At 46.6% G+C, this 23,461-nt stretch carries 19 protein-coding genes; all 19 read left to right on the forward strand.

Features of this window, described 5'->3' with window-relative positions:
- The first annotated feature begins 13 nt into the window (after window positions 1–13).
- Window positions 14–649: a methyltransferase family protein gene (locus ACYQ2N_RS18690; protein ID WP_460000925.1), complete on the forward strand. Its 636-nt coding sequence runs from the start codon at window positions 14–16 to the stop codon at window positions 647–649.
- Window positions 650–667: 18 nt separating this feature from the next.
- Entirely contained in the window at window positions 668–868 is a 201-nt protein-coding gene (locus tag ACYQ2N_RS18695; protein WP_460000926.1) for a hypothetical protein, read from the forward strand.
- A gap of 173 nt (window positions 869–1,041) precedes the next feature.
- A complete protein-coding gene (locus ACYQ2N_RS18700; protein WP_460000927.1) occupies window positions 1,042–2,607 on the forward strand; it encodes a sigma-54 interaction domain-containing protein in 1,566 nt (521 codons plus the stop codon).
- A gap of 314 nt (window positions 2,608–2,921) precedes the next feature.
- On the forward strand, window positions 2,922–4,448 hold the full coding sequence (locus tag ACYQ2N_RS18705) for an FAD-binding oxidoreductase (protein WP_460000928.1): 1,527 nt from the start codon (window positions 2,922–2,924) through the stop codon (window positions 4,446–4,448).
- 4 nt (window positions 4,449–4,452) lie between these two features.
- The gene (locus ACYQ2N_RS18710) at window positions 4,453–5,670 is read left to right on the forward strand and encodes a (Fe-S)-binding protein (protein ID WP_460000929.1); all 1,218 of its coding nucleotides are present in this window, start codon (window positions 4,453–4,455) and stop codon (window positions 5,668–5,670) included.
- 16 nt (window positions 5,671–5,686) lie between these two features.
- On the forward strand, window positions 5,687–5,875 hold the full coding sequence (locus ACYQ2N_RS18715) for a hypothetical protein (RefSeq protein ID WP_460000930.1): 189 nt from the start codon (window positions 5,687–5,689) through the stop codon (window positions 5,873–5,875).
- Window positions 5,876–5,937: 62 nt separating this feature from the next.
- Window positions 5,938–6,720 carry an electron transfer flavoprotein subunit beta/FixA family protein gene (locus ACYQ2N_RS18720; protein ID WP_460000931.1) on the forward strand — a complete coding sequence of 261 codons (783 nt, stop codon included), beginning with the start codon at window positions 5,938–5,940 and terminating at the stop codon, window positions 6,718–6,720.
- Window positions 6,721–7,674, forward strand: a complete 954-nt coding sequence (locus ACYQ2N_RS18725) for an electron transfer flavoprotein subunit alpha/FixB family protein (RefSeq protein ID WP_460000932.1) — start codon at window positions 6,721–6,723, stop codon at window positions 7,672–7,674.
- Between the two features lie 31 nt (window positions 7,675–7,705).
- Window positions 7,706–9,772 carry a heterodisulfide reductase-related iron-sulfur binding cluster gene (locus ACYQ2N_RS18730; protein ID WP_460000933.1) on the forward strand — a complete coding sequence of 689 codons (2,067 nt, stop codon included), beginning with the start codon at window positions 7,706–7,708 and terminating at the stop codon, window positions 9,770–9,772.
- Between the two features lie 48 nt (window positions 9,773–9,820).
- Complete coding sequence (locus ACYQ2N_RS18735; RefSeq protein ID WP_460000934.1) at window positions 9,821–10,216, forward strand: 4Fe-4S dicluster domain-containing protein; 396 nt, start codon at window positions 9,821–9,823, stop codon at window positions 10,214–10,216.
- Complete coding sequence (locus tag ACYQ2N_RS18740) at window positions 10,217–11,977, forward strand: aldehyde ferredoxin oxidoreductase family protein (RefSeq protein WP_460000935.1); 1,761 nt, start codon at window positions 10,217–10,219, stop codon at window positions 11,975–11,977.
- Window positions 11,978–12,267: 290 nt separating this feature from the next.
- The gene (locus ACYQ2N_RS18745) at window positions 12,268–15,360 is read left to right on the forward strand and encodes a molybdopterin-dependent oxidoreductase (RefSeq protein WP_460000936.1); all 3,093 of its coding nucleotides are present in this window, start codon (window positions 12,268–12,270) and stop codon (window positions 15,358–15,360) included.
- 14 nt (window positions 15,361–15,374) lie between these two features.
- The gene (locus ACYQ2N_RS18750; protein WP_460000937.1) at window positions 15,375–16,031 is read left to right on the forward strand and encodes a TorD/DmsD family molecular chaperone; all 657 of its coding nucleotides are present in this window, start codon (window positions 15,375–15,377) and stop codon (window positions 16,029–16,031) included.
- Between the two features lie 88 nt (window positions 16,032–16,119).
- A complete protein-coding gene (dsrO, locus tag ACYQ2N_RS18755; protein ID WP_460000938.1) occupies window positions 16,120–16,725 on the forward strand; it encodes a sulfate reduction electron transfer complex DsrMKJOP subunit DsrO in 606 nt (201 codons plus the stop codon).
- A 2-nt stretch (window positions 16,726–16,727) separates the two neighbouring features.
- On the forward strand, window positions 16,728–17,912 hold the full coding sequence (nrfD, locus tag ACYQ2N_RS18760) for an NrfD/PsrC family molybdoenzyme membrane anchor subunit (protein WP_460000939.1): 1,185 nt from the start codon (window positions 16,728–16,730) through the stop codon (window positions 17,910–17,912).
- 200 nt (window positions 17,913–18,112) lie between these two features.
- Window positions 18,113–19,114 (forward strand): ABC transporter substrate-binding protein, encoded by a 1,002-nt coding sequence (locus ACYQ2N_RS18765; RefSeq protein ID WP_460000940.1) that lies wholly within the window; start codon window positions 18,113–18,115, stop codon window positions 19,112–19,114.
- Between the two features lie 12 nt (window positions 19,115–19,126).
- Window positions 19,127–21,262 carry an ATP-binding protein gene (locus tag ACYQ2N_RS18770; protein ID WP_460000941.1) on the forward strand — a complete coding sequence of 712 codons (2,136 nt, stop codon included), beginning with the start codon at window positions 19,127–19,129 and terminating at the stop codon, window positions 21,260–21,262.
- Complete coding sequence (locus ACYQ2N_RS18775; protein WP_460000942.1) at window positions 21,259–22,680, forward strand: sigma-54-dependent transcriptional regulator; 1,422 nt, start codon at window positions 21,259–21,261, stop codon at window positions 22,678–22,680. Before ACYQ2N_RS18770 ends, ACYQ2N_RS18775 begins: the two co-directional genes overlap by 4 nt.
- A gap of 261 nt (window positions 22,681–22,941) precedes the next feature.
- Entirely contained in the window at window positions 22,942–23,319 is a 378-nt protein-coding gene (speD, locus tag ACYQ2N_RS18780; protein WP_460000943.1) for an adenosylmethionine decarboxylase, read from the forward strand.
- Window positions 23,320–23,461 lie beyond the last annotated feature (142 nt).

The raw sequence follows: 23,461 nt of genomic DNA on the forward strand, positions 1-23,461 counted from the left end.
AGAGGCGATTTTTATGCCGGTAACACAGTTGCCATCTTGGGGTAGATGGGACTTGGTGATGATCTCGATTGCTGTTCATTTAGGCCTGTTCTTGCTATTTATTGGTTCGGCGGTTGTTGGCCCTAAAAGGCCGACGTATATGTCGAGAAATATTTTTATCGCTTTCACCGTCTCTCTCTACTTCGAGATGTATGGGGTACCTTTAACATTATATCTTGCGCAGCCCTTAATCAGTAGAAAGCTGGGTTTGCTAAACTTTTACCCAATTCCTACTTTTCTAAGGGTTATGGGAAGTATTCTGATTTTGATAGGCTTCATTTTGATTTATCTGGGCTGGCGCAAAATCCATTATAGTGGGATCAATGGAGAAGAGTTAGTTACGGATGGAATTTATGCTAAGACAAGAAACCCACAGTATCTAGGGTTGTTAATCTTAACATTTGGTCAGTTTTTTCAATGGCCGACCATATCGAGTTTAATACTGTGGCCGGCCCTGGCTTTGATGTATTATCGATTAGCGATTCACGAGGAGAAATTTCTTCAACAAAGGTTCGGAGATGAATTTGAAGTTTATAAAGCCAGAGTACCTAGAATCATGCCCAAGCTTTTTGCTGAACGGGAGTTGGTTGCCCGATCTAAATCATTTTAAGGAAAGAGGCTGACTTTTATGTTTCAACGCGAGTATTTCCAAAAGTTCAAAAATATGGGTGACCCCTTTGTTGCGAATTTGTTTTCAGAATTAGAAGAAAGGCTAAAAGCCTTTGATAATGATGCAATAATTGTTCCCGCTTTTTCACCCAAAGACTGGATTATTCCCATAATTACTATTCTTGCCGTAATTCTATATTTTTTCATCGCGTTAATTTAGCACTCAATCTTCAAACATAAAAATTGAGTCAAAACCGCCAAGGCATCTTGGCGGTTTTGACATAACTAAATGTGTATAGCAACCTCCCCTTTATAAAGAAAATGACTTATAATTAGAGCTAACTTATAACATTGACAAAATCTGAGGAGTGACTATTTGGAGGTTGATTTTATATGGAATCTGAAGCTATCTCTGCATCTAAGGGCCCGATCGGCTCAGGATTACAGCAACAACGTGCTGATGGCAAAAATCTTTCGAATAATCCTAAGTTATATCCGTTCATTGCGAGCAGTATTGAGATGCAGAATGTGTTAAAACTCGCGCAGAAGGTGGCTCAGGTTTCAGCAACAGTATTGTTAATTGGGGAATCCGGCGTAGGTAAAGAAATGGTAGCGAAAGCAATTCATCAATTGGGTCCACGATCAGATAAACCTTTTATTAAAGTTAATTGTGGTGCAATTCCAGTGAATTTGCTTGAGTCGGAACTATTTGGCTACAAGCGCGGGGCGTTTACCGGAGCTGACCCGAAAGGAAAGCCTGGGTTTTTTACCCAAGCAAATTCTGGAGTTTTGCTACTTGATGAAATCGCTGAACTGCCGTTAAATCTCCAAGTTAAATTGCTCCGAGTACTCCAAGAAAGAAAAGTAACACCGGTCGGGGGTGTTGAGCCAGAGACTATCGATATTCAAGTTGTTGCTGCAACGAATGCAGATTTAGATAAAATGGTGAATGAAGGAGCATTTCGGGAAGATCTTTATTATCGGCTTAATGTAGTTCCGATTCATATTCCACCATTGCGCGAGAGGATCGAGGATATAGCAAATTTAGCGAATTACTTTTTAGATAAGTACAACTTGAACTATAAAAGACAGGTAAGCTTCTCAAGTGATGCGATAGATTTTCTGAAATCTTACCCTTGGTATGGAAACGTCAGGGAGCTAGAAAATGTAATTGAAAGAATTGCTATTACAAGCGAACATGAGCAGATCGATTATAAACTCGTGAGCAAATATATTCACTGGAAAAAAACTTCGGGGAAGACAAAACCGCTTGTCACGAATATCATACCGCTGCAAGAGGCGCTTGACTGTGTTGAAGAACAATTAATTCTTATGGCTATGGAGAAGTATAAATCTGCTAAATTAGCCGCACAAGCATTGGGGATTAGCCAACCTACCATGAGTCGCAAGTATCAGGCTATTAGGCAAAGGCTTAAGTCAGATCAATCAGAACTTAGCCCCAGAAATGAGATGGATATTCTGGAAAGGGAGCTGGATAAACAATTACAATCGATAGCTATCGTCACCGCTGCGTCACTTAATGTTGATGAAATAAAAGAATTGCTCCAAAATATCAATGAGGAAAATCCAATCTACCACAAGCTTCAGAAGAGACTCACGATGATTCGAGATGATGAAGGGAAGATTGAGTGGAACTATATCTGGAGGGTTACAGAAGATCATAGGGTAATTAGTTTGGTAACAGACAAAAAGCTAAAAATCAGACCGGGAGAAGAGTATGTTGGTCCACCGGTAATGATGGAAACGATCTTTGCGGCGATGGAGGGAGTAGTGGGGGTTACACCCAAGTATTCTGACAAATTTGGGGAATGGAAATCGAGTTTAGCCCCTATCCGTGATGAAATGGAACAAGTTATTGCGATCATTGGTTCGGATTATAGCGTAGACTATATTGATAGAGAAATTCTTAAATTAAGCAAAATGTTAAATATCTCTTGATAATTTCTATTGTCTGGCAGGTGACCATCTGCGTCTTTGATGTAGAGGGTCTTTTTTATATATAAACTAATTTCATTTGTGAAACTAAATTTCACGAATAAATTTCTTTTTAAGAAGAATACCTTGAATTTTCTATATATGCAACATTTTTTTGATGGCACGAAAATTGCTTAATAAGGTGGGTGTTGGTTTCTAACACTAAATTTATGGGTACTTAATGTATGTAGTGGGAATTGAGGGGGTGTAATTATCAGAAAATAGACAATAATTTTAGATTACAAAATTTATCACACTATGGAAGGAGAGACTCATAAATGGCGGTTGCCGAAAAGGTTCCCGGGAAATGGGAAGAAATAATCAATAAACTAGAACAGATATTGGGAAAAGAGAATGTCCTGAAGGAGTCCCATCAAAGAGCTTTGCGCAGCGCAAGTTGTTCTCCGTTTCCCGTCCATGATTGGGAGACACATTTGCCAGATGTTGTTGTCTTACCGACAAGCACCGATGAAGTCGTAGAGATTGTGAAACTGGCCAATGAATATTTGGTACCGGTCGTTGCCAGAGGAGGAGCCAGTGGCTTAGCTGATGGAGCAGTGCCACTGAAAAAAGGGATCGTACTTGATGTTAAAAGGATGTCAGAAATTTTAGAGATTGATGAAGAAAACATGTGTGCGGTCGTGCAACCTGGAATAAATATGCTGAAATTAAATGAGGTTTTAGGTAAAATCGGTCTTTTCTTCCCGGATGATCCGGCTGGATATATTAATGCTGTTATCGGCGGAAGGATTGGTACAGGGGGATGGAGTCTGTTAGGTGCCGGTTACGGGCATATCCCCAATAACATCATCAATATGGAAGTCGTGCTTCCCACAGGCGAGGTCATTCGAGTTGGGGAAGGCGGTGGGCAAAAAATTCGCAAATCATCGGTAGGCTTCAGGCTGAAAGACTTGTTTATCGGAAACCAGGCTACGCTGGGTATCATTACCGAAGCGACCATTGAGCTTTACCCCAGACCTGAAGTTGAGTTTCCTGCCTTCTTTGGCTTTAAGAGTTTCGCGGAATCTCATAAATGTGCTTATGATATGGGAAGGTCTGGACTTAAGACACTAAGCGGAGTTGTCATGTTCGACGAATATAAAATCGAGTTCTTGAGACGGGATGATGAGGCCTATATTCCACAAAGCCCGGATGTTCGGACTGTGATTGCTGCCGTCTGTTATGGGACAGAGCATGAGGTTGGGGAAGCCAAGAAAAAACTGTTTGAGATAGCCGAGAAGAACGGTGGAACCTACCTAGGCCAAGAAATCTCCGAAGGAGACTGGGCCTCGCGCCATGACCGTTACCACATTCCGTACCACGGACGGAGGAAAGATGGTCAAGTCGTGCTTCTTTCCTGGCATTGTGAGGATGCTGCTGTTCATTATTCCGCTTTACCCTATGTCCAAAAAAAATGGCATGAAATCACTCAGAGATATATTGCTAAGTATGATGGGGTTTTTGATGACTGGGGTATGTTTATGTACACCAACAACCCGTTTAAACCCTGGGGAGATTACCTGACGGAAATTGATATCGGGGTGGATGAATTAAATATGACCCCCGAACTTTGGCAGGTCTGGTTAGAAATGAAAAAGGAAATCTCCGAGGTCGTCTTGGAAGTGGGTGCTTCAATTTCTGCCTGTCACGGCGGCTGCAGGCCGGGAGATGTTGAGTTGTCATGCTACCACGAATTGAAGGATGGCTCCTTTGACTTAATGAAAAAGATCAAAAAGGTTTTGGACCCTAACAACATTATGAATCCCGGAAAATATTTGCTTGATGAAGCCTACCAGGAGGGTTAAGAAAATGGGAGAATTTATAAGCTACAAAAAGTTTTACGAACAGCCTTTAAAGCTGACCGAGAATATTCAAAGTGAGCTCCAAAAAGATTGTTATGCTGTTTTTGCCTGCCGCCACAAATTCTGCCGGGAAATCTGCCCTGTTTATGGTGAAACGCGCAATGAATCATATAGCTCTTATGGGTTGCACACCGCCTTGCTCTCTGTCTCAGAGGGTCTCGACGATCTTGCGAATGTAGCCAACACTTTCAGTTACTGCCTGGAATGCGGAGCCTGTGAACTCCGTTGCCCAACGACCTTGTTTGCCGGTGACTTCTATAAAAGGACGACCACAACCTTAGACTTGGTACGTAAGGTTAGACGGGATCTTAAAGCCGAAGGAGTTACCGCAGATGGTTGGGAGGAAGTAGATAAGTACATCAATGAACACCTTCAATATTACGAGGGTCCTGATGAGGTCGTAACCAAATGGTCCAATGGTTTGAGCCTATCTACTTCACCAAATAAAACGGTGTTGTTCGTTGACTATTTTAATGCGATTCAGACGACCGAAGTGTCCCGCTTAGCTGCTAAAATCTTGCAATATCTTGGTTGCGATTTTTCCATTCTTAATAAACCGGCTGTGTCTAATGGTGAGCTTTTGGAAAGTGATTTGGATTTAGCATTAAAGCATGCACGTGAAAATATTGCTAAGCTTGCAGAGATGGGGGCAGCCAAAGTAGTTATCATCAACCCGCATGAATACTCTTATTTTTCCAGGGAGTACCCAAAATATTTGGGCTCATTACCGTTTGAGGTTGTCTTTATCACAGATTTTATCCTCGAACTGTTAGAAGGAAAAGAAGTTGAGTTCAAACCGGTTGATTTAACGGTAAGTTACCACGATCCCTGTGCTCTGAATAAATTAAGCGGAGTTTGGGAATCCCCACGGAAACTAATTGGCATGATCCCCGGTGTCAAATTTGCCGACGAAGACCCGGTCACCCAGTGGGCATACTGCTGTGGCAATGGCACTGCCTCATTCAAAAAAGTTCATCCGGATGTTTCTTATAAGATTGGACAGAAACGTCTCAGAAGTGCTGCTGATTGTTCAGCGGAATCTTTAATTGTAGCCTGTCCCCATTGTAAAGACCAACTGACAGAAGTAAAAACGAAATCCGGAATTAATGTGGAACCGAAACATCTTTTAGAAATTATGGCCGAGTCGTTAGGAATCGAAAAGTAAGGAAGGAGGGTCAGGTATGGCCGAAAACGTCATTATTAAATATGGCAAATACGAAGTTGACCCAAGCCGGATGACTGAATACGTCCAACAACAAGAGTTAAATGAAGCGGAACGTGAGCGCATTGTGAAGAGCAGAAATATGTATCTTGAGTGGATGCACCGGCATTTCGCAGATAAAGTCTCACCGCCTCCCGTCGAAGAATAATTTCCGTGTTAGGGGTAGGGTAATCCTACCCCTGATTTTGAACTTTTTGGGGGTGTTATGTTTTGAAAATTATTGTATGTGTGAAACATGTGGTTGATACCACTGAGGTAAGGGTTGATAAAAAGAGCGGTGAACTTGTTCTAAGAAATATCCCTACTAAAATTAACGACTATGATAAGCATGCTATTGAAGAGGCGGTTCGTCTCAAAGAGAAGCAGAAAGATGTAGATATAACGTTACTTTGCGTAGGGCCCAAGGCCGCTTCTAAGACATTGAAAGAAGCTCTTGCTATGGGAGCGGATCGCGCATATTTAGTTAGCGAACCGGGAGAGGTTGCGGACCCGGTCATAGTAGCACAACTATTAGCGAAGAGTATCGGAAAAATTGGCCTGCCTGACCTTATTTTTTGTGGAGCGGTTTCAGAAGATGGCTATAATTTCCAAGTTGGGCCAAGCTTGGCAGAATGGTTAGGGATTTCCCATATTTCCTATGCTACGCACCTTGAGGTAAAGGATAGGGAAATCGTGGCTGAACGTCTTTTAGAAAACGAATCAGAAACGGTCGAAGCTGATTTTCCCGTTGTTATTACGGTTGACCGCAAAATAAACACTCCTAGATTACCCACGGCCTTGCAAGTAATGAAGGTTTCTCTAAGTAAAATCAGTAACCTATCGTTAGCGGATATCGGAATCACCGAAAGTGATGTAGCTGCCGAGAATTCCTATGTCAAGGTCTTAGGCTATGAACCATTTTCTCAGAGTAAACAAACCGTAATACTACAAGGCAAAGCTGATGACTTGGTTTCACAACTCGTCGGGATACTCGGTGAAAAGGGGGTAATCTAGGTGAACAAAATACTTCTTTACGGAGACGATTTAACTAGACTAAGAAACTTAACTGTTTACGGTAGACGTTTAGCCGAAGAAACGGGGGCTTCTTTGGTGACGGCAGTGGTAAGGCCTTATGCTGAGCAAATGGCAAAACAAGTAGTAAGTTTTGGATCTGATGTAGTCGTAGTGATAGATGTGCCCGAAAATGCTTACTTTGCGGAAACTATTGTAGAAAACCTTTTGCGTATTTACAACGAGGAAAAACCTGATGCCATATTTTTGTCTTCTACTTTTCTGGGCCGGGAAATTGCGCCCAGGCTGGCAACTAAGTTAAAAACCGGATGTATTACCGAATGCAGCAATGTAGCAATAAATGAAAATGGCCAGCTTGTTGCCGAACGTTTAGTATTCGGGGGAATTGCAGCTTCCCGGTTGGTAATTACTAAAGCACCCCAGGTTTTCACAGTGACTTTTGACACAGATGCAAGCATCACTTTAGAGGAGAAGAGCAAACCCGAAATCATTAAACGTGAGTACGCGGAAAGTAAAGTTTCTAAGCGGATTACAGGGAAAGCGAAAATAGAAAAATCCATTGATCTGGCCAGTGCCGAAAATATAGTTTCAGTTGGACGGGGTTTCAATAGTGAAAAAGACATTGAATTGATTAGGCCCTTGTTGGAACATCTGAATGCGGAACTAGGATGCTCCAGGCCTATCGCTGAAGATTTTCGGTGGTTACCGGTGGAAAGATTGGTTGGGCTAACCGGCACGGTAGTCAAACCAAAACTATATTTAGCTATCGGTATATCGGGACAAATTCAGCATCAAGTAGGGATGAAAAATTCCAAGCTGATTATTGCCATTAATAATAATCCTCAGGCACCGATTTTCGAAATTGCAGATTACGGTGTTGTGGGAGATTTATACGAAGTAGTTCCCAAATTAGTGGAAAGAATTGCGAGGTTTTAATCATTAGCCCGTTAAGCAGGGAGGTTGGGGAATGAATGATCTGACTAGGCAGTTTATGCCGTTTATGCCGCCTAATACAAAAGTTTACATGTATCTGATTTTTCTAATAGCTGTAGTCGTCATGTTGATCGGCTGGTATAAAAAAATAAAACTATACCTCCCAAAACCTGGCGATTTTTTCAAACAATTAATAGAGTCATTCAAGCTAAGCCGAATAAAAGAAGTTGTCTGGACTCAAGTCTTAAAACAGCGGAAAATAACCCAAGATTCCTATGCTGGTCTAATGCATGTAATGTTGTTTTGGGGTATGTCCATCCTGGTGCTCGGAACCATTTTAGTCGCTGTTGACGAATACCTGGTTTTGATTTTTAAGCGGTTCCATATTCTCAGCGGTGGCTTGTATATAAGCACGGAATTCGTTCTGGATCTGGCAGGGTTAGCTCTAATCATTGGGATTATTTTAGCTCTGTTCAGGCGGCTGTATCTAAAAACCCCGTATTTGAGTGTGGGAGCTCAACCGTATCTAATTTTAATCTTCCTAGGTTTTATAGGATTGTCCGGCTTTACTTTGGAAGGAGCCAGGTTGTTTTTACAGACAGGTGCGGGTGGTTCAATTTCAGCGGCTGGTTCTAGTTCATTTGTGGGGTTATTACCGGCATTGATGTTTAGTTCGCTGTCTGAAAGCGGGCTCTTCTCTAGGGAAGTGATCCTAAGCGCTTACCCGATTTTGTGGTGGTCTCATACGCTGGCTGCGATGTCATTTATAGCTCTCTTACCCTATACAAATTTTGCGCATTTAATTCTTGTGCCCCTAAACCTGGCTGTGAAAGAAAACAGTTATCCGCAGGCCAAATTAAGTACTCCTTTTAAGCTAATAGAACTTGCCGAACAAGAAGAAGAGACGGAAATTACTATTGGCATATCTAAGGCAGATGACCTTGATTGGAAGCAGAGACTAGAAACAGATTCATGTGTAAATTGCGGGCGGTGTGCCAAGGCCTGCCCAGCAGTAGCAGCAGGGCGGGAACTGTCGCCCCAACAGCTGATTCAAGGGATAAAGAATCAATTGAGTGGGCAAGGAGATCAGCCACTTCCTGTCCTAAATGCGGAAAGTGATCCCAACACTGTTTGGTCATGCACCAACTGTGCTTCGTGCACCTATGAATGTCCTTCTGCTATCAACCATGTTGATTTTGTGCTGAATTTTCGTAGGCACCTTTTAAGCAATAACCAAGTTGATGCGAAGAAAACTCAACTGCTTACGGCTTTAGATAACAACGGAAATCCTTATGGTCTGGCTTCTTACAAAAGAAGTGAGTGGTTAGAAGATTATGAAGTGCCACTTGCTGCAGAAACAGATGATTTTGAATATTTATATTGGATGGGCTGTCTAGCGGCTTACGATCAGCGTGCGAGCAACATTGGACGTTCCATGATTAAATTATTCAAACATGTGGGTGTAAATATTGCAGTTTTGGGTACTGAAGAAAAATGTTGCGGTGAAACCGCGAAACGTCTCGGGGAAGAAGGGCGTTTTCAAATGATTGCCCAGGAAAATATTGAGTTAATGCAATCTTATGGTGTAAAAAAAATCATTACACATTGCCCCCATTGTTACAATACTTTGAAACATGAATATCCGGAATTTGGTGGTGACTTTGAAGTCATGCACCATAGTCAGTTTCTCGCCCACATGGTGCAGCTCCATCAGGTTGAATTAGACATGAACAATGAGAAAATCGTTTTTCATGATCCGTGTAATCTTAGCCGTTTGAATAACATTCGTGAAGAGCCGAGATATCTTCTTAAACATACAACTACGGATTTACTGGAGGTGAAGAAATCCGGGACTCAGACTTTCTGCTGTGGTGCAGGAGGGGGCAATAATTGGTACAGTGTCCCGGAAAGCACGAAAATCAGTCATTTGAGGCTAGATCAGCTTTTAGAGGCCGATCCGGACAAACTGGTTGTTGCATGTCCATTCTGCCTCGGTATGTTTGAGGACGCTCTCAAAGTAAAAGGTGTAAATAAAACCGTGTGTGATATCGGAGAATTAATTGCCGACTCAATTTCGATATCAGAAAGAAGCACTGCATGAGAAAATTGCCCCCAGTATATTTTTAATACCTATGTTGGAGGGTTTATTATGACTCTAAAACTTAATTCTGATCACTGTATTGGTTGCCGCCTGTGCCAGTTGGCCTGCTCGGCGCAAAAGGAAGGAGTATTTAATCCTGATATATCCAGACTGAAAATAGTGTCTATGTATGACAAAACGGGGCTCGAAATTAAGAGCGCAATCTGCACGCTATGTCTTGCTTGTGTCGACGTCTGTCCGACTGAGGCAATCACATTTGAGAATGGACATTTGGCTTATGATCAGGATCAATGTACAAATTGTGGCCTCTGTGTAGCAGCATGTCCGGAACAAGTCATTCGAGCGCAAGACAACGGGGTAGCGGTATGTGATCTTTGTCAGGGTTCTCCAACCTGTGTGAAGTGGTGTCCACATCAGGCTCTGACGAATGTGGAGGTGATCTAATTGAGCTATACCGGAAAGATCCTGAGAGTGGACCTCAGCGCTGGCACGTGTCAGGTCGAAGAATTAAACCGCCAATGGGCAAGTGAGTATTTTGGGGGCAAAGGCCTGGGGATAAAATACCTATATGAAGAAATAGCTCCCGGAATTGATCCGCTGTCTCCGGCAAATAAGCTTATTCTCATGACAGGGCCTTTTACAGGTACGACTATTCCCGTTTCGGGCAAGCTGGCTGTTGTTTCAAAATCTCCGGCTACAGGTACTATCCTCGACTGTTCCATCGGCGGGCATTTTGCCGGTGAACTAAAATTCGCGGGGTATGATGCGGTAATATTTGAAGGGAAAGCCGCTAAACCGGTCTATGTATATATCGAAGATAGTAAGGTGGAAATCCAGGAAGCTTCCTCACTCTGGGGTATGGGGGCTCAGGAGACGGAGCTATCACTCCGCAGCATGATCGATGAGGAAGTCAAGGTGTTGGCGATCGGGCCAGCAGGGGAAAATCTGGTCACGATGTCCTGTATTACGTCCGAGTTGTATCGACAGGCAGGGCGGGGCGGAATCGGGGCGGTAATGGGAAGTAAAAACCTCAAAGCTGTGGTTGTTCGCGGGAACGGCAGCGTCTCTGTACCCAATATCAAAGAATTTATGGTTACCGTTAAAGAGATTATGCACAAAGATACCCTTACCGACACCAATCTTTGGGCTTATACCGATGGCACTCCGATGCTTGTCGAGATGTCCCAGAGCTCTGGAATTTTGCCGACTAGGAATTTTCAAGACGGAACTTTTGAAGGTTTCCGGAATATCAATTCCGATGCAGTTAAGTCTGTACGGGCAGGGAAAAAAGGATGCTTAAGCTGCGCTCTTGGGTGCGGCAATTATTCCAGAAACGGTCGGGCTGCAGTTGAGGGACCGGAGTACGAAACCCTCGCGATCGGCGGGTCAAATTGTGGAATCGATGATTTAGAAGCAATCATCAAGTTCAATAACCTGTGTGATGACCTGGGTTTGGATACGATATCCGTTGGGAATGTTGCCGCTTTTGCCATGGAATTAACTGAGAAAGGAATCAAGGATTTCGGCCTGCGGTTTGGGGATAAGGAAGGATATCTTCTAGTTCCCGCTTTGATCGCTCACCGGGACGGAATAGGCGTTGATTTAGGGCTGGGGGTTAAAAAGTTATCCGAAAAATACGGCGGCCGCGATTTTGCCATGCAGGTAAAAGGCTTGGAGTTTCCCGGGTACGAACCGCGCGGTTCCTGGGGTATGGGACTGGCTTTTGCGACCTCTGACCGGGGTGCCTGCCATATGCGGGCCTGGCCTGCCGCGGAAGAAGCCTATGGAGAGCGGGATCCCTTTACCATTGAGGGCAAAGCTCAGCTCGTGCTTGACATGCAGCATTATAACGCTGTAAAATTCTCTCTCATTCTGTGTGATTTTTGGGCACTGTCCCTCGAGACCATGGCAGAACTTATGGAAGCCTTAACCGGTCGACCTGTAACAGTGCAAGTGCTGGAAAAGGCCGGGGAGAGGGTGGTAAACCTCGCAAGACAGTTCAATGTGAGGGAAGGATTCAGTAAAGATAATGATAACCTGCCAGCCCGGATATTCAAAGAAACATTAAAATCTGGGGCGACGGCGGGCAAAGTTCTTCCCGAGGAAGAATTTGCGCAAATGCTGGGAGAGTATTATGATTTGCGCGGCTGGGATCAAGACGGCATACCTACCGCTGCTAAACTGCAAGAATTGGGAATAATGTGAGCATAAATGAGTGAACCTGAAAGTGAATGCACCAGAGAAACGAGTGAATCGTCTATCACAAAAGGCACACTCTGACAAAAAGTCAGGGTGTGCCTTTTTGTCACTTCCGTCATAGTGACATTTTGACAAAACTTATCTCTCCCCGAACGATACCGGGTGAGCAAACTTTTGTTCGAACCTTTATTATTCACGGGTTTCAGCCATCATTGGCATTGAGCATGAGAATTGGTATCTTTTTTGCAAAGGATAATGAAGAAATATTACATGAAAGCGAGAAAGGAGTTCTCATCATGAATAGGCGCGGTTTCCTAAAATCAGTCGCTGCCGTCGGATCAATCTCTGCGCTCGGCTTAGGCATCGACAAACTTGTTCCCAATGTCGTGGCAGATGAAATAATCTCTAACCCCACGCCTTACGACCATGAGGCCTTGCCTGTGGAAATGCGCATTGATCCTAAAACCGGGAAAGTGGAGCTAAATCCCGACGTTGCCTTGCGCAACAGCGTGTGTTTAGGGTGTTGGAGCAACTGTGGCAATCGGGTTAAAGTGGACAAAAAAACAGGGAAAATTCTGCGGGTTTTAGGGAATCCCTATCATCCGAGTAATGCTGAGCCCCATCTGCCATTTGCCACGCCGCTCATGGAATCGTACAAATCTCTGGGGCAGTATCAGGAAATCGGGCATACCGGGCGCGCTACAGTCTGCCAGCGTGGCAACGCCGCTTACCAAATGGTCTATGATCCTAACAGAATTCTCACCCCCTTGAAAAGGGCAGGCAAGCGCGGGGAAGGCAAGTGGAAGCCTATCACGTGGGAGCAGGCTGTGCAGGAGACCGTGGAAGGCGGAGAACTATTCCAAGAGATTGACGAGAACATGCGTGTTGAAGGCTTGCGTCAGGTGCGCGACCTTAAAACCCCGCTCAATCCGGAACAGCCGGAATGGGGTCCGAAGGTCAATCAATTGGTCTTTATCGGCGGACGGGATGACGGGCGTACGGAGTTTGCGAACCGCTTTATCACCAAGTCTTTCGGTTCGCCGAATTTTTACGGCCATGGCGGAACTTGTGGTTTGAGCCGCCGTGTTGCTTTCCTTTCTTTTTTAGACACCTGGGACAAAAAACCCCATATGAAAGCAGATTATATGGGAGCAGAATTGGTGATGTTCTTTGGCAACGCCCCCGGACAAGCCGGAGCGCCTTTCCAGCCCATGGCCCGCAAGTCTGCTCTAGCCCAGGCAGATAACGGGATGAAAGCTATCTTGGTCGATCCGGTCTTGCAGAATGGGGTATTTAATTCCCCGGCAGCGGCCGAGACCGCCTGGGTTCCCATTCGCCCGGGAGCTGACGGCGCTTTGGCTATGGCTATGACCCGTTGGGCTTTTGAAAAGAAAAAAATCAATGAGAACTATCTTGCGCTTCCGAACAAAACAGCGGCTGGCAAGAAGAAAAGTCCTTCCTGGAGCAATGCTACCTACCTTGTTATTCAAGAACCGGGACACCCTGACTTCGGCAAATTCCTGCGGGCGGAACAGATTGGGCTGAAGGCGGCCCCTGAGCCTAACTACGTGATTATTGACAAAGCCAGCGGCAAACCCACAGTTTACACTGAGAGCGAAGAAGGGGTTATCCTGTACACGGGCACAGTGAATATCAATGGTTCCGAGGTCTTGGTCAAAACTTCACTCCAGATTCTGGCCGAGGAAGCGGAGCGCTATACGTTTGAAGAGTATAGTAAAGCGACCGGTATACCACAAGAAAAGATTTTTTCCTTGGCCAAGGAGTTCTTCAGTCATGGTACGAAGGCTGCGACCGATCACCACGGGGGCGTTGCCATGCACAGTAATGGTTTTTACAGTTCGTTGGCGGTCATAACACTTAATGCCCTGGTCGGAAATATCAACCGCAAAGGGGGTTCGACCAAGAGCGGGGGAGGGTACCGCGGAGTTGACAAAGATCCCCGCTATGATTTACTTGCATTTCCCGGCATGGTTAAACCGGCAGGTTTCAAAATCAGCCGCGAGGGCCGGGAGTATGAAGACACGCCGGAATTCAAAAGTAGAAAAGCTAAAGGAGAAAATCCATATCCGGCAACTCTTCCGTGGAGCCCCCTGGCCGATTCTATGGTCGGGAATGTCCTCCCGTCCATGATGGCAGGGTACCCCTATTCCGCCAAAATATTGATGATGTGGATGACGAATCCTTTCTACACGACCCCCGGCCTTTTCCAAAAAGATGTCGAAAACTATGTTAAGGATCCTAAGAACATTCCCCTCATCATCGCAATTGATGTCATGATGGGTGATTCGAGCATGTATGCGGATTATATCATTCCGGATACGACTTTCTATGAAAGCTGGGGTGTACCCACGGTCTGGAATTTAATCCTGACCAAGGTCAGCGGTGCACGCCATCCGGTGATTGAGCCTTTAACCCCAAAATCCCAGAGCGGGCAGTCCCTGTCTTTTGAGGCTTACCTGATTGAAGTCGGCAAGCGCCTTAATCTGCCCGGTGTGGGAGAGAAAGCTATTCCTAACGCGAATGGTGAACTTACTCCTCTTAATTCACGCGAAGACTTTTTCCTTAAAGCTCTGGCGAATATTGCGTTTGATGAGACTCCGGTTCCGGACATCACCCATGAGGAACTGCAGATCACCGGCTTGGAGCAGGAGCTTAAGTATACTGCGGCCTGCCTAACGCCAGAGGAGTGGAACAAGGTCAATTACGTCTTAGCCAGAGGAGGACGCTTTGAGGACTATGATAAGAATTATGATGGCGAGGTTCTGCACAATAAGTTCCCCAAGGTCATTAATATTTACAATGAGAAACTGGGTACCACCCGCAGCAGTGTAAACGGAGAATATCTCCCAGGTACCGCGGTTTGGGTTCCGCCGACTCTGGCGGACGGACGCACCATTGACCAGGTGTATCCGGACAGTGAATGGCCGTTCCAGATTGTTTCGTATAAGCCGCGTTACCGCACAGGCGGATATTTATCCAATGTTCCGCTTCTGCAGGATATGGCGAAGACGAATTTTATTGAGCTAAATAGTATGGATGCTGAAAAACTCGGGTTTAAGGATGGAGAGAAAGTAAAGCTTGTTACGCCAACAGGCGAAGCCGCAGGGACGGTCAAAATTCGCCGCGGAGTGCGCCAGGGGACGATCGCGCTCGAATACGGGTTCGGTCACTGGGGAGCCGGTGCGCAAAGCTACAGGGTGGGCAATAAGGAAGTCAAAGGGGATCCTAGACACGGGGCCGGCGTGCCCTTGAACCTAATCGCTCTGCGTGATCCGAGTCTGAAAACAGGGCATCCTTTGTATGATCTGGTCGGTGGTTCAACTGACCGCAACACGACCAAGGCGCGCTTGGAAAAATCTTCTGGCTAAAGAAGGGTTGCTAAATGATAGAACGGGAAGAGACGGCAGGGGACCGGGCCAGAGCGTTTGAGTTTCTGGCCGGGATTTTCCTGAAAGAACCGAGCATGGCGGCTTTTAACGAAGTAAGAATATGGGCCGCAGAAGGGAAAGACCCGGAGATTCTTTCCCTTTTGCAGGAAATTAATAATCAAGACCCAGGGTTAACCGAGTTGACTCAAGAGTACTACGACCTCTTCTTTGTGCCGGTTTCCGGACGATTCGTGCCTCCTTTTGAAGCGGCGATCGTGGGGGCGATGCGTCAGGAGGGCCGCCAAACGAAGTTTGGCGCTTATTGGGGGGAGCAGACAATCAAACTGGCTTCCTTATATGAACAGACCCGGTTCCACCCAGGTGAGCTTGAGGTGTTTGAACCGCTGCGCGGATTGAATCTGCCCGATCATATTGGGTTTGAGCTCGCCTACATGGCTTATCTAATCCGCCTTGAAGGAAAACAGGGTGCAAACGGTTTATCCGTAAAGATGATCAAAAAGCTTGAGGTACAGTTTTTGAATGAACACCTAAGGGTGTGGCTTCCACTTTTAGTCGAAGATCTGCGGGCAGTGCCGCAGTCCGGGTATTATCCGTACTTCGCGCAGCTGGCTCGTGATTTTTGCCGGGAAGAAGCCGGGGTAATCACGTAAAAATGCATTATCTTGCTGATTAGTCTAAAACATGTCGAAGTTACTGATGGTGAGTATATATAGCCTGTTGAAGAGAGGAGTGGGGAAAATGCCCGCGCTAACGAAGCGTTACGGAATGGTCATTGACCTGCGCAAATGTGTTGGATGCAATGCCTGTACCGTCTCGTGCAAGATTGAAAACCAGGTGCCTGAAGGGGTATTTCGCACTTGGGTCAAAGAGATAGAGAAAGGGACTTACCCGCAGGTGAATCGTTTTCGTCTGCCGCGCTTGTGCAATCATTGTGACAATGCGCCTTGTTTAGCTGCGTGCCCAGTTCAGGCCACCTACCGGGCGGAGGACGGCACGATTCTAATTGATTATGACCACTGCATCGGGTGCAAGTATTGTATGGCAGCCTGTCCTTATGACGCACGCTTTATTAATCCGATACGAAAGACAGCTGAAAAGTGTACGTTCTGCTATCACCGGGTTGGGGAAGGGCTGCTTCCCGCCTGTGTAACCACTTGTGTAGGCGGGGCGAGGATTTTCGGGGACTTAAACGATCCGCAAAGCCTGATATCCAAACTCATCGCCAATAACCCGGTGCAAGTTCTTAAGCCCGATATGAATACCAAACCGATGGTCTTCTATATCGGGGCTGACCAGGACATTATGGGCGCTCGTTACGGCAGCCTGGAGAAAGGAGAGGAGTAAGCATGGATAATGTTACTTACCTTGCCAATGTCACGCATCCCGTTCAGCTTGGAATCCTGATCGCGATTTACTTCTTTTACACCGGGCTGAGTGCCGGTTCATTTGTGCTTTCGAGCTTGGGAACGGTTTTTGGCATTCAGAAATATAAGCCGATTGCCAAGGCTGGGGTGATTATGGCAGTCGCTTTGCTTGCGATTGCTCCGCTGCACCTGATTGCTGATCTTGAACAGCCAGGACGTTTTTACACTTTGTTTTTCAGGTTGAATCCGAGGTCTGCGATTTCCTACGGTACTTTTCTACTCACCCTGTATCCGCTTAACAGCATGATCTATCTCTGGTTTTTAATGCGCAAAGATTTAGCTGCCGGAGCCATGGAATCAACCGGTATTAAACAAAAGCTTTACCGTTTCTTAACCTTTGGGCATAAAGACCTTTCGGCAGAAGCGTCGGCCGCAGACGGGAAATGGGCCAAACGGCTGGGAACGTTAGGGGTGCCGTTGGCATTGCTTGTTCACGGGTATACCGGATTTATTCTGGCGAATATTCAGGCCCGCACCCTCTGGCACACCGGTCTCATGCCCTTGATCTTTCTAATGTCGGCGATGGTTTCCGGGACCGGCCTCCTAATCCTGGTCCTGTTATTTACCCAGCGCTTTCTCTCTCCTGAACGCAGGATTACGCCGGAGAGAAAGAGCCTAATTCTTACCATCGCCCAGCTCATGCTCTGGTTCATCGTAGTGGATGCTACTTTAATGGTGATAGATTTTATCGTGCTCTACTATACAAATGCTGCAGGACATGCGGCTGCCGAACTCTTCCTTTTTGGGAGCCACCGCTTGATGTTTCTGGGTGTGGAAGCAGGGCTAGGCTTATTTGTTCCTTTCCTGATTCTCTTAATTCCTAAGGCTAAGCAATCATTAAGCTGGATCTCTTTGGCTTCAATCTTAACTTTAGTTGGGGTGATTGCCATGAGGATTAATTTCGTTGTCGGCGGGCAACAGCTTCCTTTGAGCGGGGACACGCTAAATCCGTATACGGTCGATCCCCGGCATGTAATGTTTATTGCCCTGTTTGCGCTGATAGAACTGGGGATACTCTATCTTGCATTTCGCATCCTACCGGTATACGGTCTGCCTAAGGCTGAACCCGCGCCGAGCGTTTACCACGCGGAAGTTAGCGCGAAATAATCCGCATGCCGTACATGGACTCTCGCTGCCCTAGCGAGTGTTTATTGAAGCGCTGCTATGTCACGATAGGTTAGGGGAACATCCCGAGTCATAGCGGGGTGTTTCCCTGCTTTTGTTGTCTGATTTTGGATTTTCTTTCTTTGCATGGTACACTGATGCTAACGGAGTAAATGCGTGCGCACTTGAGGAGGTAGGGGGAATTGGATAGGAAAACAAGGCTCTATGGGAGTGCGGCCATTCTGGTTTTTCTGGTAGGAGCCTATTTGTTTAGCATGCCTGTGGTGAAGCCGCGTCCGCAACACTTAGGAATCCTGCTTGCGAACGATACCCGTCTGGCCAAAGTGGAAGGGCTGCAACAAGGGTTAAGGCGCTTAGGGTATCTGGATGCACAAGATGTGGTCTACCAGATTTTTAATGCCCATGATGACATCTCTCAACTGCCTGAGCTTGCTCAACGTCTAATGCGGGACCAGCCCGATGCCGTGGTGGCAGCAGGAGCTGTCGAGGCCCAAGCCCTTAAGGATGTCACTGCTTCCCTGAAAAAGAAGGTGCCGGTTATCTTCATGGGCACCCTTTCCCCGGCAGCAACCGGGCTGGTGACTAACCCATCCCGTCCGGAAGGAAACTTGACCGGACTCAATAACTATCACCTCGAATTAACTCCCAAACGCCTTGAACTTCTTCACCGTCTACTTCCGGAGGTAAAGCGTGTTGCGGTTTTGGGAGATCAGCGGGTGCCTTCTTTTACCCAAGCCCAAGTCAGTATCCAGGAAGTCGCCCGCGAATTTTCGATCTCTCTCAGTACGTTTACGGTGGCTGAACCAACAGATATTGATTCGGTGTTTGCGGAGATGGAGACGTCCAAGATCCAAGCCATCCTGCTTCTGCCCGGTTTTTTTCTTGAGACCAGCACCAAGCAGATCGTCGAACTCGCTCTTAAGTTTAAGCTGCCGGTCTTTGGGGTTTATCCCGGTGACATTGAGTACGGATGCCTCGCTGCTTACGGAACATCTTATCGAGACCAAGGGCTTCAATCCGCTCAGCTCGTACACAAAATCTTGCGCGGACAGGCGACAGCGGATATTCCGGTCGAGACTCCGGACAAGATCGTGTTAACGGTTAACCTTCGCACAGCCAACGAGCTCAGTATTCATCCTGCACCTGATGTACTAACTCTGGCTGATCAGGTCATTAACCCATAGGGAGGGAGGAATTTGAAAGCTCGTGCGGTTCCCTGGTGGATACGAATTAAATCCCGGGTACTTCTCTTTGGGGCAGCGATGTCTATTTTACCCATACTTTTTCTGGGTCTGACGAGTTTTAATGCGGCCCGTCTTCACCTGGAGGGAAGTATTCAGCAACAGAATTTTGAACGGGCCCACTCTTTGGCTGATGAGCTCCAGGAATTTGTGCAAAATATGGCTGACAGCCTGACCCATGTCACTTCAACGAATGCGTCTCTCCTTGTGGGTCAAGATGAAGTGGCCCGGGCATCCGTTTTAGGAACCTTGCTACGCAAAGAGCCATACCTTGAAAAACTAACCGTAGCAGGCAGGGATCTTAGGATCATAAGCCAGGTTTCACGCCGGGAAGTCATCTTCCCGCAGCAGAGGCCAGCGAGCCTGGAAAAGTCCGAACTTAGTGATAATAGCACTTTCGCCGTCAGCCCAGTGTTCTTTGCAGCTGATGGCCGTCCGGAATTCTATTTGACCGTGGCGATTCAGAATCCGTACACTCGACAGGTAATAGGGTATTTGCAGGCTGAAACGGACCTTAAGGGAATGGTCACCAAGTTCACGAATTTGCGCATTGGGCAGGCTGGGCATGTATATCTTACGGATGACATGGGAAATTTGATCGGACACACGGATTTTAGCTATGTCCTACGCCGGGAGCAAGTACAGAAGTACCCTGCAGTTGAAGATTTCTTAGCCGGAAAAACTCCTTCCCCGCGGGGCAGTGAATATCTAAACGCTGAAGGTGTGAAGGTTATTGGGTTATATGCCCCGGTGGGCAAGCCGAATTGGGCGGTGGTTATTGAGCAGCCAATTCGGGAGGCCTATGGTCCTATTTCTCAATTTGCTTTCAAATTATTAGGGATTACACTTGTTACCGGGTTTTTGGTCACGCTCCTGAGTGTTATCTTCGGGCTCAAACTTACCCGCCCGCTGGAGCATCTTGAAGGAGAGGTCAGAGGGATTATCGCAAGCGGCAACCTGGAAGCCAGTATTCCCCAGCAGACACAGGATGAGATCGGAAGTTTAGTGCGGTCATTTAACCAGTTGCTGAATATGCTGGATGAGAAAGGGAAAAAGCTGAAAGCAGAGAAAGAATTATTAACAACCGTTGTCAACGGGATAGGTGCCGGTATGGCTCTTTTAGATCGTGAAAAACGAATTATCTGGTGGAATTCTATTTTTGGCGCTTGGTTTGGGTCTCAGAGGCTGAGCCAAGTTCCGTGCGCACGGGTTCTGGCAGGGGACGGCATCGATTGCCTGCCGCTTGACAGCGGCAGAATTGTCCCGCTGGAAGTTAACGGAGCACAACGCTACGTGCGGCAGATGTATTATGGGCTCACCCCTGAGAACCAGGAAGATGCAGCGTATTTGGTCCTGCTTGAGGATGTTACCCAGGAGGTGGAGATGGAAGCGCGTATGATTGAGACGGACAAAATGGCGGCTGTGGGCTTGCTTGCTTCCGGAGTGGCCCATGAGATAAACAATCCGTTGGCGATTATCTCGGCCCACAGCGAGGATCTGTATGACCGTCTAAGTGAGAACCCGCCGCCCCCTGCGGAGATGCGAGATATATTAAGCATCATTTCAGGCCAAGTTGCACGCTGCAAGCAGATCACGGGCCAGCTTCTGCATTTTGCCCGCAAAGGGAAAGAAGGGCAGGACTTTATTGATATTGGCACCGCCACCGTGCAGGCGATTTCCCTCATCAAGCATCAGGCTAAACAAAAGAAAATCAGAATTGAGAGCACCTTGCCGGAAGGGCTGATCGTTGCGGGAAATGAAAATGAATGGCAGCAAGTCGTGTTAAACATTATGGGCAACGCCCTCGATGCCTCTCCGGAAGGAGGAATTATTGAGGTTCGTGGCTCAAGTAAGGGAACATCGGCCTCGATTGAAGTTGAAGACCATGGACAGGGAATTCCGGCTGCCCAGGTGAAAAAGGCGTTTGAGCCCTTCTTTACCACCAAACCTGTCGGACAGGGGACAGGGCTTGGATTATTTGTAAGTTACGGAATCGTCCGGAAAATGAAAGGCTCGATAACCTTGGAAAGTGAGGAAGGTATGGGTACGAAGGTAAAAATCACTTTGCCTTCCCCTGAGGTATATCAATGAAACAGCAGCAACGGGTATTAATTCTTGATGACGAAGAGGCTTTGCGCGAAATCATAGCCAAGCGCTTGGAGCGCAAAGGCTATCAGGTTGCGGAAGCCGGGACGGCTAGAGAAGGGGTATCATTTCTAAATCATAACTTGGTGGAGCTTGTACTCCTGGACTTGCGTTTACCGGACGGGGACGGGCTTGACGTACTTCACACCCTAAAACAGCTGCAACCGGATCTGCAAGTGGTGATGCTTACAGGGCACGGAACCATGGAGTCTGCGATTGAAGCAATGAAAGCCGGGGCCTTTGACTATCTCACCAAGCCCTGCAATTTGTCCGAATTGGAAATTACGCTAGAAAAAGCGCTGGAACAGCGGAAGCTGCTCGTAGAAAATACGGGTCTGCGCCAGGTCATGTACCGGCAAATTCCGGAACTGAGAATTGTGGGGGAGAGCGCCAAGTTAAAAGCTCTTTTGAAACTAACGCGCAAGGTCGCCCCCAGTGACACAGCGGTCTTAATCCAAGGGGAAAGCGGAGTTGGGAAAGAGCTGATTGCCCGGGCTTTGCATCTCTGGAGCCTGCGGGCGGCTCAAGCCTATGTTCCGGTAAACGCGGGGGCTATTCCGGAAGCCCTAATTGAAAGCGAACTGTTTGGACATGAGAAGGGAGCTTTCACCGGAGCAGGGGGGCAAAAGCTCGGACTGGTAGAGATGGCCGACCGCGGTACGCTTTTCCTGGATGAAATCGGAGATATGCCCCTGCAGCTTCAGGTTAAAATTCTGAGATTCCTGGAAACCGGAGAATTTCGCCGCGTCGGGGATACCAGGCTCAGGCGTGTGGATGTGCGCATTGTTACCGCGAGCAATCGGGATTTGCGCCAAGAAATTGAAGCAGGGCGTTTCCGCCAAGACCTGTACTATCGATTAACAGGCTTGTCCCTGATGGTTCCTCCTTTGCGCGAACGGCGGGAGGACATTCTCCCGCTCTCCGAATACTTTCTTGGCCGCTTCGAGAAAGCCGACATGGCGAAAAAACAATTTATTTTAGCGGAAGAAACAAAACAGGAACTGTTAAACTATGATTTTCCGGGCAATGTCCGGGAACTGGCTCATCTAATTGAACGTGGCCGCCTATTGGCTTCAGATGGTGTGATCTTACCCACAGACATCTGGTCGGAAAAAGGTGCACTAAGGCAGAAAACTCAGCTCTTAGAACCATTTGCTTCGTTAAAAAAGTCGGTTAACGATGAGGCGAGATCAGAAGCAGGTCATTATCCGACCTTAGAGGAAGTTGAACGAGGGCATATCTTAGCAACCTTGGCGCAAGTTAATGGAAATCGTACCCAGGCTGCAAAACTTCTTGGGATAAGTGTACGCAATCTTTATCGTAAAATCGAAGCATACGGGGATTCGATCCCGAAAACACAATAACAGAGTGCGGTTGAGGAACCAATGTTTAATTAAACTCATACATTAAATACCAAGGAATACTGAGAAAAACCACATGAGAACAACCTATTCTGAGAAAACCTGTAAATAGTTATGGCATAAGCGTGTTAATTAAATTTTTTGTTGACAATAAGGAACTTTATGCTACAATTTATCTCGATGGGAATTTGGGTCACCGGCATGCAAGTGTCCGGCTCGGATTCCTTCATATTTTGGCAAGCAAAAGGGGGCAACGATTATAAGATGAGCAATTCTCTGGGACGTCATGTGTTGGCTGAAATGTATGGTTGTAGTTTCGATACTTTGAACGATCGTGAAAAGGTCGAAGCCATTATGGTCAACGCAGCCCTGGAAGCAGGAGCTGAAGTGCGGGAGGTTGTATTTCATAAGTTTAGTCCTCAAGGTGTGAGTGGTGTAGTTGTAATTTCTGAGTCCCATCTCGCCATCCATACTTGGCCCGAACTCGGTTATGCAGCCGTTGACGTCTTCACGTGCGGGGATCGCGTCAATCCCTGGGATGCCTGCAACTTTCTGACGGAAAAGTTTCAGGCAGGTCATATGACAGCTACGGAAATGAAACGCGGCATCTTTGAGACCCCAAAGGAAGCGGTAAATCTTTAGGAGGGATATTTATTTTATTCCGGACTAAGATGAAAGGCTGATAGACCTTGTAGCAAGAGATTGTTGCAGGGTCTATTACTTTTTAAGTTGGTAAATTTGCGCTGAATGCGAAGGAATTTGCTCTGCTTGGCTAGAACTATAC

The organism is Paradesulfitobacterium aromaticivorans (assembly GCF_054657415.1).

Bases quoted from the DNA above. Each gene is read 5' to 3' on its own strand.
- ACYQ2N_RS18690 (WP_460000925.1), top strand. From the start codon at position 14: ATGCCGGTAACACAGTTGCCATCTTGGGGTAGATGGGACTTGGTGATG.
- ACYQ2N_RS18695 (WP_460000926.1), top strand. From the start codon at position 668: ATGTTTCAACGCGAGTATTTCCAAAAGTTCAAAAATATGGGTGACCCC.
- ACYQ2N_RS18700 (WP_460000927.1), top strand. From the start codon at position 1,042: ATGGAATCTGAAGCTATCTCTGCATCTAAGGGCCCGATCGGCTCAGGA.
- ACYQ2N_RS18705 (WP_460000928.1), top strand. From the start codon at position 2,922: ATGGCGGTTGCCGAAAAGGTTCCCGGGAAATGGGAAGAAATAATCAAT.
- ACYQ2N_RS18710 (WP_460000929.1), top strand. From the start codon at position 4,453: ATGGGAGAATTTATAAGCTACAAAAAGTTTTACGAACAGCCTTTAAAG.
- ACYQ2N_RS18715 (WP_460000930.1), top strand. From the start codon at position 5,687: ATGGCCGAAAACGTCATTATTAAATATGGCAAATACGAAGTTGACCCA.
- ACYQ2N_RS18730 (WP_460000933.1), top strand. From the start codon at position 7,706: ATGAATGATCTGACTAGGCAGTTTATGCCGTTTATGCCGCCTAATACA.
- ACYQ2N_RS18735 (WP_460000934.1), top strand. From the start codon at position 9,821: ATGACTCTAAAACTTAATTCTGATCACTGTATTGGTTGCCGCCTGTGC.
- ACYQ2N_RS18745 (WP_460000936.1), top strand. From the start codon at position 12,268: ATGAATAGGCGCGGTTTCCTAAAATCAGTCGCTGCCGTCGGATCAATC.
- ACYQ2N_RS18750 (WP_460000937.1), top strand. From the start codon at position 15,375: ATGATAGAACGGGAAGAGACGGCAGGGGACCGGGCCAGAGCGTTTGAG.
- dsrO (WP_460000938.1), top strand. From the start codon at position 16,120: ATGCCCGCGCTAACGAAGCGTTACGGAATGGTCATTGACCTGCGCAAA.
- nrfD (WP_460000939.1), top strand. From the start codon at position 16,728: ATGGATAATGTTACTTACCTTGCCAATGTCACGCATCCCGTTCAGCTT.
- ACYQ2N_RS18775 (WP_460000942.1), top strand. From the start codon at position 21,259: ATGAAACAGCAGCAACGGGTATTAATTCTTGATGACGAAGAGGCTTTG.
- speD (WP_460000943.1), top strand. From the start codon at position 22,942: ATGAGCAATTCTCTGGGACGTCATGTGTTGGCTGAAATGTATGGTTGT.